This is a genomic window from Paenibacillus sp. CB74 (assembly GCF_055687625.1).
Genome location: NZ_CM146009.1, coordinates 1,484,933 through 1,497,979 on the forward strand (window position 1 = coordinate 1,484,933; position 13,047 = coordinate 1,497,979).

Here is a 13,047-nt window from a genome sequence, read left to right on the forward strand (position 1 = left end):
AAAGCGCTTTTGATTACGTACGTATTTCAAATGGAATGCTTTTGTGTAACCGCTTTAATCCATTATAGTCTATCAGCTTGATTTGGGTAAATATCAGATTGATTTGATCATGGTCTGAGGTGGAACCACGTGTTAGGATGGGGCTAATGAAAACGTATGCAAACTATTTTGAGAGGGGTTATGATTCGTGAGCACATCGAAATCCATCTTTTATAACGCACATCACGCACCGATTGGTGCTTATGCGAGTTTCACACTGGGATATAAAGGAGCCAAAGGCGGGCTGGGTCTTGAGCTCGGCAAACCGGCAGACCAGAATGTATATATTGGATTACAATCTCGCGATGGAGAGAATTATCAGGCGCTTCCTTTTTATGAAGCTTCCGAGGATGAGAGCAGCCGTTATGATGTAGAGAAGTTGGAAAATGGGGACACGGCTCTGACCACAGCGTCCAAAGTTCCGCAACCTCTGATTGCGGCTTTTCGTGATGAAGAGATTACCCGTGAATTCACCTCAGGTACAGATACATGGACTGCAGGAGATCTGACATTTCGCATCTACTCGCCTGTACGTCCAGTACCTGATCCAACGAGTGGAGATCGTGAAGCCTTAATGGATGCACTCGTACCTGCCGTATTGGTCGAGATGACGATTGACAATACGCAAGGTCAACAAGCACGTAAAGCCTATTTTGGCTATCAGGGCAATGATCCGTACTCTGCAATGCGTCTAATTGGGGGACCTGAGGGCGGCTCCATCACAGGTGTGGGACAAGGTCGACTTACAGCGATTATGTCGGCAGATGACGGACTGTGGCCAGCACGCGGATTCACGCTGGAGAAGCTCTTGCAGGAGAAACATCGGGATAATCTGGCATTTGGACTTGGCTCAACCGCTGCACTACTGATGGAGGTGCCGGCTGGAGAGAAACGTACGTATCAATTCGCCGTATGTTTCTATCGCGGGGGCATTGTGACAACTGGAATGGACACAACGTATTGGTATACGCGCTACTTCTCCGATATTCAGGCAACAGGAGCGTATGCACTCCAACGATTCAGTGAGTTGACCGCATCCTGTGGAGAGGTTGAACAGCGCCTTGGAACGGCTGCTTTGACCGAAGATCAATCATTCATGCTTGCTCATTCCATTCACAGTTATTATGCCAGTACTCAATTGCTGGATGCCGATGGCGAGCCACTCTGGGTGGTGAACGAAGGGGAGTATCGGATGATGAACACACTTGATCTGACGGCCGATCAGTTGTACTTCGAGCTTGCCTTGAATCCATGGACGGTGCGTAATGAGCTGGAGTGGTTTGTCAAACGATACAGTTATACCGATCAGGTTCGTTTCCCGGGGGAAGAAAAGTTACATCCGGGCGGAATTACCTTTACCCATGATATGGGTGTTGCCAACGTGTTCTCACGCCCTGGACACTCGGCATATGAACTGGTTGGCATTGACGACTGCTTTTCACAGATGAGCCACGAGGAACTGGTGAACTGGCTCTGCTGCGCGACCGTATACATTGAACAGACACAGGATCAAGCATTTGTGAAAAACATGCTGCCTGTTATCCAAAATTGCTTCGAAAGTATGCTTAATCGTGACCATCCTATCGCGGAGCAGCGTAACGGTCTGATGGGCCTAGATAGCAGCCGTACCCAAGGTGGAGCGGAAATTACAACTTATGACAGCCTGGATGTGTCACTGGGTCAGTCGCGCAATAATATCTATCTGGCGGGTAAATGTTGGGCGGTCTATGTTGCATTGGAGAAGCTGTTCGCAACGGAGAAGTTGGCGGATCTGTCACATCAAGCGGGGCTTCAGGCGGATCGCTGCGCAGCCAGTATTGCTGCACAGTTGACGGATGGCGGCTACATTCCAGCTGTTATTGCAGAAAATAATGATTCCCGAATCATTCCGGCGATTGAAGGTCTGGTATTCCCTTACTTTACAGGCTGTGAAGCAGCATTGGATATCAATGGTCGTTTTGGACCTTATCTGAAAGCACTCCAAACTCATCTGAAGACGGTTCTTGTACCAGGAACATGCCTGTTCGAAGATGGAGGCTGGAAACTGTCCTCAACAAGCAATAACTCGTGGCTGAGCAAAATCTATCTGTCCCAGTTCATCGCTAGAGAGCTGCTGGATGTGGAATGGAATGAGACAGGCAAGGCAGCAGACGCGGCTCATGTCAACTGGCTGTTGCATCCGGAGGAATCGTACTGGTGCTGGAGTGACCAGATCCTGTCTGGCGTAGCGGTTGGCAGCAAGTACTATCCGCGTGGTGTGACGTCGATTCTATGGCTACTCGAAGGAAAAGGGAATCACCTTGCACACATCTATGCTACCAAGGAGGCGGTACAATGAACCAATCTATCGTTCAATCTGCTTTGTCAGGTCCACAGTATGATGCATGGCTGGGGTATCACTCCGAATTGCCAAAAGTGAATGGAATTGCCCGTAAGAAGGCTCCTGCGTGGAGTAAGCTGATACTGGCGGAAGAGAAGCATGGAGTAATCACAACAGCGCTGACCGAACTTTCACGGGGACTGGAGAAGCTGTATGGCGTGAAACCGACAGTCAGTCAGCTGTCTGATGCTCAGCAAAGTGAGCGGCACAATCACGATTCCGATCCCGCCATACGAATCGGTACTTGGACAGGGAGCGATTCGGTGGCTGCGTCGTTCAGTGAGACAGAGCGTTCTGCTGTTCAAGGAGAAGGGTACATCATTCGTGAAAGCGAGGGTGTGCTGGTCATTGGTTCAGAGACTCCTCAAGGATTATTGTATGGTGCATTCCATCTGCTTCGGGAACTGACAATGGATCAAGGAAGTGCAAGTGAGGCGGATGGCGCTGTGAGTAAATGGAGCTTCATTACAGAGCAGCCTACCAATGCGCTACGGATGATCAATCAGTGGGATAACGTGGACGGCAGCATTGAACGTGGATACGCAGGAGACTCCATTTTCTATGATAACGGGGAATTCACACTGGACTTGGACCGCATCAGGGACTACGCACGTTTACTCGCTTCGACAGGCATCAATGCCATAGCGATCAATAATGTCAATGTACACCGCCGTGAGAGCTTGTTTTTGACGGAACGTTATCTTAGCGATGTGGCGAAGGTTGCTGCTGAATTCAGAGCGTATGGTATTCGATTGTTCCTGAGCGCCAACTACGCGAGTCCAATCGAGATTGGTGGGTTACGTACAGCAGATCCGCTGGATGCACAGGTACGGGAGTGGTGGAACATTCAAACGGCCAAGGTGTACGCAGCAATTCCGGATTTTGGCGGTTACCTGATCAAGGCAGACTCCGAGAATCGGCCGGGACCGTTCACGTATAACCGTGATCATGCTGATGGTGCAAACATGCTGGCTGAAGCCCTTCGGCCATTCGGTGGATTGGTGATCTGGCGTTGCTTCGTCTATAACTGCAAGCAGGACTGGCGGGATCGTTCCACTGACCGTGCACGTGCAGCATATGACCACTTTACGCCGTTGGACGGGCGTTTTGCCGAAAATGTCATTTTGCAGATCAAAAACGGGCCGATGGACTTTCAGGTGAGGGAGGCGGTATCCCCACTGTTCGGAGCCATGGAACATACGAATCAGGTGATTGAATTCCAGATTACACAGGAGTATACCGGGCAACAGCGTCATCTCTGTTATCTGGTTCCCCAGTGGAAAGAAGTATTGGACTTTGACACCTACGCCAAAGGCAAAGGTTCAGAGATCAAGAGAATCGCGGATGGTTCTCTGTATAAACGACCTCACAGTGGCTTCGCGGCAGTCTCCAACATTGGTGCTGATGCCTGTTGGACAGGACACCCACTCGCGCAGGCGAATCTGTATGGATACGGGAGACTTGCGTGGAATCCGGAGCTGTCGGCAGAAGAGATTGCCGATGAGTGGGTGAGACTCACATTTGGACATGAAGACGAAGTCGTGCGGAAGGTTACGGATATGCTTTTGACATCACTAGATATCTATGAGAATTATACGGCGCCTCTCGGTGTGGGTTGGATGGTTAATCCCGAACATCATTATGGACCGAATGTAGATGGATACGAGTATTCCAAATGGGGGACGTATCACTTTGCCGATTGTCATGGCATTGGTGTAGATCGAACCGTGAAGAGCGGTACAGGATACACCTCACAGTATCATCCTGAGAATGCGGATCGCTATGAGTCCTTGGACACCTGTCCGGATGAGTTGATCTTATTTTTCCATCACGTGCCATACACCCATGTTCTGCATTCGGGCAAGACGGTCATTCAGCATATTTATGATACCCACTTTGAAGGTGTAGCGCAGGCGGAGGCGTTAGCCGAGAGATGGAGACAGCTGGAGGGCAAAATCGACCCGGACATTTTCAGCAAAGTTGCTTCATTACAGGATAATCAGGCCGAACATGCCAAGGAATGGCGGGACATGATCAATACGTATTTCTATCGCAAGAGCGGTATTGCGGATGAACAAGGTCGAACAATCTATTGATTGGTGATGTAAAGAGGGAAGATACCTTGTTTTCTTTGATGTACAATAGACAGCATGGACATACCTGAGGAGGAGATGCGTATGGGACAACATCAACTGCCCGAGAACATGAAGGCCGCAGTCATGACAAAGCCAGGACATATTATTATTGAGGAACAACCCGTTCCCCAACCAGCAGCGGATGAGGTGTTAATCCAGGTGATGGCTGTCGGGGTGTGTGGCTCGGATGTGCATTATTTCGAACATGGGCGCATAGGCAGATTTGTCGTGGAAAAACCGATCATTCTGGGTCATGAGTGTGCGGGGATCATTGCTGCTGTGGGCTCGAACGTATCACGTTTGAAAACAGGGGATCGGGTTGCTATTGAGCCTGGGGTGACTTGCGGACGTTGCACGGCATGCAAGGAAGGTCGCTATAACCTGTGTCCGGATGTACAATTTCTGGCGACCCCTCCCGTGGATGGCGCATTTGTACAATACATGGTGATGCGTGAAGATATGGTATTCCCGATTCCAGATCATCTGTCTTATGAAGAAGCCGCAATGAACGAGCCATTCTCCGTTGGGATTCACGCTGCACGCCGGAGCAAATTGGCTCCGGGTACAACCCTGGCGATTATGGGCATGGGTCCAGTTGGACTCATGGCCGTGGCTGCTGCCAAATCTTTCGGTGTAGAGAAGATCATTGTAACGGATCTGGAAGAAGTTAGGCTGGAAGCGGCACGCCGCATGGGTGCCACTCATGCCATTAATGTGCGGAATGAAGATGCGCTGGCTGTGATTCGCGATTTAACAGGTGGTGTGGGTGTCGATACCGCATGGGAAACAGCGGGCAATCCAAAGGCGCTACAATCTGCTCTGTATTCCCTTCGACGTGGAGGTAAACTTGCGATTGTGGGTCTGCCTGCACAGGATGAGATTGCACTCAATGTTCCATTTATTGCGGACAATGAAGTTGATATCTATGGCATATTCCGTTATGCCAACACGTATCCGGCAGGGATCGAGTTCCTGAGCTCCGGCCAGCATGACGTAATGTCCCTGATTACAGATCGTTATTCACTCGAAGAGACACAGCAGGCGATGGAACGTGCATTACACAATAAGAGCGGTAGTCTGAAGGTCATGGTATATCCGAACGGCAGATAGGCACAACTTGAGAGAGTCCGGCAGTTCAGGACTCTTTTTTTGTTTTTTTCACAAAATTAAGGGATAGACAAGCTCCCATAACATGGTATAATTCATGAAGATTTTAATATATAAAAGGATACACACCATCATGGTGAATAAGTACCTTGAATAAGTACCTAGCGAAAGGAAATGAAAGTTGTGAGAGTACATGAATTTATGATTCACGCTGATTTTCATCGGGATGATCTGATGTCGGTATCTTCTCAAGCGTCACGTTTTTCCTCGGATATTATTTTGTCGTATATGGAGTCTGAGCATGAGCATCGTGTAGATGTCAAAAGCCTGCTTGGAATGGCGTTACTACCCATTCGATATGGTAGTGTTGTCAGATTACAGACAAGGGGCAGGGATGAACTGGAGGCTTTGGAGTACATGCTGAATGTACTGGAGAAAGGGACGGCGTAACACCTGATTAGGTGCAAAATCACAGATATCATATTTTTTTTGGCTATTCCTCAAATCCTGCTGGTACTTTGTCCAAAAAAAGAGTATAATAAAATTTAGTTTGATTCTAAAGAAGTACCCATATTAAAGGAGTGTAAATAGATTATGCCAAAAGTTGACATCCATCCAAAGACACAAATCGTAATTTTTTACGATGCAAGTGCTGATTACAAATTCCTGAGTTCTTCCACGAAGTCCTCTAACGAAACTATGGAGTGGGAAGATGGTAACTCTTACCCGGTAATCCGTGTGGACACTAGCTCCGCATCCCACCCGTTCTTCACTGGTAAACAAAGAAACGTGGATATCGGTGGTCGTGTTGATAAATTTAACCGTAAATACAACATCAACAAATAAGTTTGTCCATACATTACAAGAAAACCTTGGGATTCGTCCTGAGGTTTTTTTGTGTATTAATAAAAATTAATTCAACCAATTATTGCGCTTACAACACATTCGGATGTACACTAGAAAACAGAGCAAGAACATATGAAGGAGGAAATAGAGATGAGCAGCATCACACATATGGTAACGTTTACACTATACGCAGGTAAAGATACACCGGAGGCAGAAGCCTTTTTGAAGGAAAGTTCGGATGCACTGGCAGCCATTCCTGGGGTAGAGCAATTTCGGGTTCTGAGACAGGTAAGTGAGAAGAATGAGTTTGACTACAGCTTTTCGATGGTCTTTGCGGATCAGGCTGCGTATGATGCATACAACAATCACCCGGTTCACCGTCAGTATGTAGAAGAGCGTTGGGAAAAGGAAGTCAGTCGCTTCCAGGAAATTGATCTGATCCAGCATAATCATTAATATTCTCTACATATAGGGAAGCAAGCTGACTTACCATATACAGCATTGTACAATGCTGTATTCTTCTCTTCATAATGCGTGATTGTAGAGATAATACAATACTTCCCGAAACCGTTTTCGTTAAAATAAATTAAAGGAGGTTTTTGCTGTTATGCAATTGGATCTCACAGGAAAAACGGCTCTTGTTACAGGCGCAACCGGACAACTGGGGAGAGTCATCGCACGCACGTTGGCCAACTGTGGCGCCAATCTGGCTTTACATTACATTAATAATGATACCAAAGCTCGGGAGCTCCAGGGTGAGATTGAAGCACTTGGTCGTAAGGCTGTAATTGTACAGGGAGATATTACGAAGCAGGATACGGCATTTCGGATTCGTGATGAAATTCAGCCTGTCCTCGGCGGAGTGGATATCGTCGTTGCCAATGCGGTCATTCAATATGAATGGACAACGGTGTTGGAACAGTCTCCTGAAGATTATTTGAGTCAGTTCGAGTCCTGTGTTATGCAGAGTGTGTATCTTGCCAAAGCTTTCATTCCACATATGCAAAACGTCAAAGCAGGTCGCTTTATTGGCATTAATACCGAATGTGCGATGCAAAACTTCGCTCACCAATCGGCCTACACCGCTGGTAAGCGTGGAATGGATGGCGTATATCGCGTGCTAGCCAAGGAGGTTGGCGAGTATCAGATTACCGTAAACCAGGTTGCACCTGGATGGACAATCAGTGAACGTGATCGCTCCAGTGAGCCTGGACACGATGAAGCATACACGCGTACCGTGCCACTGAAGCGCAGGGGTGAAGATCAGGAAATTGCCAATGCAGTTGCTTTTCTCGCTTCGGATCTGTCCTCATTTATCACAGGTGCCTATATCCCGGTAAGTGGTGGAAATGTGATGCCTGCCATCTAAATACGAATAAGAGTTCAACCTTAATGAGGGTGTCCCATAAGTCATGAATATGGCGGGGGCATCCTCTTTGCTTTGTTTTTTTTGTAATGAACCTGACACACGTTATTCGCCCCCATTTGCCGAGATCTGAGATCTAACGAATCACAGAGACGTTATTTCGTCGATTCACTTGATTTTTTAGGTGTAGAAGCCCGTTTATGACTATATAGCGTTGCTGGGGTTCGTTAAATCTTGCAACTGATGATAATCTTCCTTTTAAGGTGCGGTAGGTTCGTTAGCGTTCGTTAGTCATTGGAGAGAAGCGGTATTCTTTTTGAAAAGCCTAATTTTTTGGAATTTTGCTAACAATGAAACAACCGTTATAAGGTGCTTAATTATTCATATATCCAGATATACATATGATTTGGTTCGGTTTTCAGCAGATTGGGGTATAAGAATAGGTATATTACCTGAGTGGAAACATAATCAAAATGAGCTATCAAAGGAGACCCATCACTTATGAAAAAAACAGTCGCGGACGTTCTGGTTGAATCCTTATTGAACGCTGGCATCAAACGAATATATGGCATTGTTGGAGACTCTTTGAATGCGGTGCTTGACTCCATCCGTCGTTCAGGCAAGATCGAGTGGATTCATGTGCGGCATGAGGAAGTGGCTGCTTTTGCTGCCGGGGCAGACGCTGAGGTCAGTGGAAGTATCGCCGTCTGCGCAGGTAGCAGCGGTCCTGGTAACATGCATCTGATTAACGGTCTGTACGATTGTCATCGCAATCGTGTGCCTGTACTCGCCATCGCTGCACATATCCCAAGTGACGAGATTGGTAGCGAATATTTCCAGGCGACTCATCCGGAGTATCTGTTCCAGGAATGCAGTGATTATTGTGAAGTAATTACAACAGCAAAACAGATGCCACGTTCTCTTACGATGGCGATCCAGACAGCAGTCGCACGTTCAGGTGTATCTGTCGTTGTATTGCCGGGGGATGTAGCTGGACTTGAGGCGGCGGACCTGCCTGTGCCAGAGCATGTATATCACGCGACCCATCCTGTGGTTCATCCTTCTGAGCCTGAACTCGTGAAATTGGCGGAATATCTGAATCAAGGCAAAAAAATTACATTGTTGTGCGGTGCAGGCTGCGCGGGCGCTCGGGAACCCCTGATGCAGCTCTGTGATCGGTTGAAATCCCCCATGGTTATTGCGTTAAGAGGCAAGGAATATTTGGAGTATGACAACCCCTATTCCGTCGGCCTTACCGGCCTGATCGGGTATTCATCCGGTTATCATGCCATGATGGACTGTGATGTATTATTGATGCTGGGAACGGATTTCCCATATCGTCAATTCTATCCCGAAGATGCAAAAGTACTTCAGGTCGACATACAATCTTCCCATCTCGGTCGTCGTACGAAGCTGGATTACGGCGTGTGTGGGGATGTAAAATCGACCATTGAAACCTTGCTTCCATATCTAACAGAAGAACACAGTGACAAACATTTGCGTAAAAGTGTGGATCGTTATGTGAAAGTACGTAAAGAACTGGACGAGCTGGCCGTTGGAAAACCGGGCAAAAAGCCCATCCATCCGCAGTACCTGACCAAGGTCATTAGTGATGCCGCCGCAGAAAATGCCATCTTCACATGTGATGTCGGTACACCGACAGTATGGGCGGCCCGTTATATTGAGATGAGCCGCAACCGCAGACTGCTCGGTTCATTCAGTCACGGTACGATGGCGAATGCCTTGCCACAAGCGATTGGTGCCCAGGTTGCTGATCCCGGCAGACAAGTCATCTCGTTGTCGGGTGATGGTGGTATTACGATGCTGATGGGTGATCTGTTGACATTGAAACAGCATAATCTGCCGATCAAGGTTGTGGTGTTTAATAATGGAGCACTTGGTTTTGTTGAGCTGGAGATGAAGGCTGCCGGATTCCTGGAGTCGGGAACAGAGCTTGTCAATCCGAACTTTGCGATGGTTGCCCAGGCGATGGGTATGGAAGGCATTCGCGTTGAAGATCCGGGTGCACTGGAAGGGGCTGTACAGCGTGCGCTTCAGCATGATGGTCCTGTACTGATTGATGTGGTGGTGAACCGTCAGGAATTGTCCTTACCACCGAAGATTGAGTTCAAACAGGCGGAAGGATTCACCTTATGGATGATGAAAGCCGTGCTGAACGGACGCGGTGACGAGATCATTGAATTGGCAAAAACCAATTTGCTGAGATAGGCGCTACGTTAAAGTGGATATGCACGTTTGAAGGTGTGGAACCACTAATTTTAATAGGGTTATTTATGTAATAAAGAGAGCATGCAACAAGACATTCTAGTTGCGTGCTCCTTCCATGAAATGATGAAAATGTGACATGTCATATAGTATGGATACATATTATATAATTTGTTTTTATGTCGAAAGTCTATTAGAATAGGTAAAGTCAGGAAGGTTTTATGCCATTTTTGACCTACATATTGCATCATTGCATGTACGTACGTTTCATATCGTATTCATCGATCCAATCACAAGATGACACACACACATGGAGGAGATCAACATGAGTCACGCAGGAAAAGTAGCCATTATCACTGGAGCAGGAAGTGGATTGGGCCAAGCAGCAGCGCTAAAGCTGGCTGAGAAGGGCGCATCCATTGTCGTTGTGGATCTTGTCGAAGAGACAGGTCGTGAAACGGTTAAGCAGATTGAGAAGCTGGGAAGTAAAGCTATTTTTGTACAAGCAGATGTGAGTAAAGCACCTGAAGTTGAGAATTATGTAAAAAAAGCAGTCGAAGAGTTCGGACGAATCGACATGTTCTTTAATAATGCAGGTATTGCGGGTCCTGGGATCAAGTTGATTGAACATACGATCGAGCAGTTTGACCAAATTATTGATATTAACCTGAGAAGTGTGTTCTACGGGTTGAAGTATGTGATTACGGAAATGCTCAAGACAGGTGGGGGTTCCATTCTGAATACAGCCTCCACAGCCGGTATTGTTGGTGTACCCGCGGTTGCACCTTACGCAGCAACCAAACATGGCGTGGTCGGCTTGACCCGCACAGCTGCAATTGAATATGGCAAGGACAATATTCGTGTGAACGCGATTGCGCCAGGCACGATTGAGACACCGATGGTTGTTCAGTTTGGTAAAGATAATCCTGAAGTGTTCAAAGCAACGGTGGACAGCATTCCATCTGGACGCCTTGGCAGACCGGAAGAGATTGCGAACCTAGTTTCCTTCCTTCTGGGAGATGAAGCGCCGTATATCAATGGTGCAGTATATCCGATTGATGGTGCAGTTACAGCCCAATAAGCGTTAAGCTTATTGGCAATAAAATAGTTGTTAAGATGGTCAAAGAGAGGTCACTGTATGTGTACAGTGCCTCTCTTTTTGATTCCTCTTTTATACTACGAATGGTATTGCGAATTCATATTAGGCAACGTTGTGTGATGCATCAGTTTGTGTACTTTTATTAGATGATGAACGATACGAGCCAATAACAATGATGATGGCCACAACGACCCCGACAGCCCCAATCCAGGTAATGGATGACAATGATACACTGCTGACCGCGATGCCACCAATACCTGCTCCAGCGGCCATGGCTAATTGCATGACCGAACTATTCAGACTAAGCATAATACCTGAGGATTCGGGAGCCATCGTCACGAGGTTATATTGCTGAGTTGGACCCGAAGACCATGCGGCAAATGACCACAAAATCAGAACAAGCAAGACAGTGAGATGAGAGCTTGCCGTTATATTCAGCAGGACCAGACTCACGATATGCAGTGTCATGCCTGTGATTAACGTCCGTTTGACACCCCATCTGTCAGCACTGAATCCTCCTACTTTTGAACCAATCAGACTAGCTATACCGAATGCGAGTAAAGCTGAACTGAGCAGTGCTTCGCTCATTCCTGCAACGGTTACGAGATAAGGTGAGATATACGTGTAAGCAATGGAATAACCACCTAACCAGAAAAATGTCACGAGCAGTGCTAAACCAATTCGTGGCTGTTTGAGCAACGATAGTTGTTTCTTCAGTGGAACAGATGCTTCCGCTTTTGAAGGCGGAATGGTGGCCGCAATAACCAGCATGGCGAGAATGCCGAGAACGGTTATGCCTGCGAAAACAAGCTTCCAATCCCATGATGAAGCTACAAGCCTTCCTAGCGGAACGCCAACAATCAATGAAGCGGTAAAGCCAGTGATTACTGTGGCAATTGCACTAGCTTGTTTGCCCTCGGCAGCTATTTGGGAAGCGACTGTTAACGCCGTGACAACAACGACGCCTGCACCCAGAGCCATCAAGACACGTGCTGCGACGAACAGACCATAGCCCGGCAACAGATAAGCAAGTACATTCGCTAGAACGAACAGACCAAGGAAGTACAGCAACAGCCTGCGACGATCCCAGCGCGAAGTCAGTGCAATAATGACAGGTGTACCAAGCGCATATACGAGCGAAAAAATCGTAATGAGTTGCCCGGCAGCGATCAAAGAGATATTCATGGTATCTGCAATGCGATCCAAAATGCCGGCAATGACATATTCGGACGTTCCTACAAGGAAACTGACCAAGGCAAGAACATAGATTTTGAGCGTAGAAGACATGGATACATAACCTCTTTCTGTTCATGATTATTATAATTCTAGAAATATAGAAATAATGACGAGAGAACAAGGCATGAATCTGTGAATGCAAATCATATGTGAAATGTAACCCATCTGCGAATGGTGATGTAACAACTGAGATCCTGAAGATTGGCATAAGCATAAACTTATGTGACCTCATTCTACAATGATAATTGTTCAATGTTTCGGTATTTCTAATTATATAGAAATATAACTTAAATTTTTTATTTATTTAGAAGATAGGGAACATACTTCTGTGCGGTCTCCGTGTTCAGGCTGTAGTAGATATACGTACCTTTCTTCTGTGAGGTGAGCAAGCCGCAATCGGACAGCTGTTTCAGGTGATGAGACAGAGTTGATAGGGCAACGGTAACAAGGCGGCTCTCCAGATCGGCAGGACACAGGTTACTTTCGCCCGATAGAATCTGAATGATTTTATAGCGTGTATGTTCACCAAGTGCTTTATGAATTTTGACCACTTGTTCAAGTTCATTCGGGTTTGGTTGCATCATCATCCGTCCTTTCGTCTTTATTTCTTATT

At 46.9% G+C, this 13,047-nt stretch carries 11 protein-coding genes; 9 read left to right on the forward strand and 2 right to left on the reverse strand.

All coding sequences use genetic code 11. The annotated features are described in order from the left end of the window. Positions 1–187: 187 nt before the first annotated feature. The 9 genes from ACX9NY_RS06815 (at position 188) to ACX9NY_RS06855 (ending at position 11,180) form a co-directional block, all read left to right on the forward strand. A complete protein-coding gene (locus tag ACX9NY_RS06815; protein ID WP_472477742.1) occupies positions 188–2,377 on the forward strand; it encodes a glycoside hydrolase family 52 protein in 2,190 nt (729 codons plus the stop codon). Next, positions 2,374–4,515: an alpha-glucuronidase family glycosyl hydrolase gene (locus ACX9NY_RS06820; RefSeq protein WP_472477744.1), complete on the forward strand. Its 2,142-nt coding sequence runs from the start codon at positions 2,374–2,376 to the stop codon at positions 4,513–4,515. The genes ACX9NY_RS06815 and ACX9NY_RS06820 overlap by 4 nt, the downstream gene beginning before the upstream one ends. Before the next feature lie 75 nt (positions 4,516–4,590). Beyond that, a complete protein-coding gene (locus ACX9NY_RS06825; protein WP_472477746.1) occupies positions 4,591–5,664 on the forward strand; it encodes an NAD(P)-dependent alcohol dehydrogenase in 1,074 nt (357 codons plus the stop codon). Between the two features lie 180 nt (positions 5,665–5,844). Continuing rightward, positions 5,845–6,111 (forward strand): HPr family phosphocarrier protein, encoded by a 267-nt coding sequence (locus ACX9NY_RS06830; RefSeq protein WP_026081056.1) that lies wholly within the window; start codon positions 5,845–5,847, stop codon positions 6,109–6,111. A gap of 144 nt (positions 6,112–6,255) precedes the next feature. Continuing rightward, complete coding sequence (locus ACX9NY_RS06835; RefSeq protein ID WP_278294759.1) at positions 6,256–6,507, forward strand: type B 50S ribosomal protein L31; 252 nt, start codon at positions 6,256–6,258, stop codon at positions 6,505–6,507. A gap of 150 nt (positions 6,508–6,657) precedes the next feature. Then, positions 6,658–6,963, forward strand: a complete 306-nt coding sequence (locus ACX9NY_RS06840) for a Dabb family protein (protein WP_339234203.1) — start codon at positions 6,658–6,660, stop codon at positions 6,961–6,963. 151 nt (positions 6,964–7,114) lie between these two features. Beyond that, positions 7,115–7,876: an SDR family NAD(P)-dependent oxidoreductase gene (locus ACX9NY_RS06845; RefSeq protein WP_339234201.1), complete on the forward strand. Its 762-nt coding sequence runs from the start codon at positions 7,115–7,117 to the stop codon at positions 7,874–7,876. A 498-nt stretch (positions 7,877–8,374) separates the two neighbouring features. Further along, positions 8,375–10,102: a ubiquinone-dependent pyruvate dehydrogenase gene (gene poxB / locus ACX9NY_RS06850; RefSeq protein WP_472477749.1), complete on the forward strand. Its 1,728-nt coding sequence runs from the start codon at positions 8,375–8,377 to the stop codon at positions 10,100–10,102. Positions 10,103–10,424: 322 nt separating this feature from the next. Continuing rightward, entirely contained in the window at positions 10,425–11,180 is a 756-nt protein-coding gene (locus ACX9NY_RS06855; RefSeq protein ID WP_278294762.1) for an SDR family NAD(P)-dependent oxidoreductase, read from the forward strand. A 120-nt stretch (positions 11,181–11,300) separates the two neighbouring features. On the opposite strand, the gene ACX9NY_RS06860 is transcribed toward ACX9NY_RS06855, so the two are convergent. Both ACX9NY_RS06860 and ACX9NY_RS06865 read right to left on the reverse strand, forming a co-directional pair. Next, positions 11,301–12,485 (reverse strand): MFS transporter, encoded by a 1,185-nt coding sequence (locus tag ACX9NY_RS06860; RefSeq protein WP_472477751.1) that lies wholly within the window; start codon positions 12,483–12,485, stop codon positions 11,301–11,303. A 245-nt stretch (positions 12,486–12,730) separates the two neighbouring features. Further along, complete coding sequence (locus ACX9NY_RS06865; protein ID WP_278294764.1) at positions 12,731–13,018, reverse strand: ArsR/SmtB family transcription factor; 288 nt, start codon at positions 13,016–13,018, stop codon at positions 12,731–12,733. Positions 13,019–13,047 lie beyond the last annotated feature (29 nt).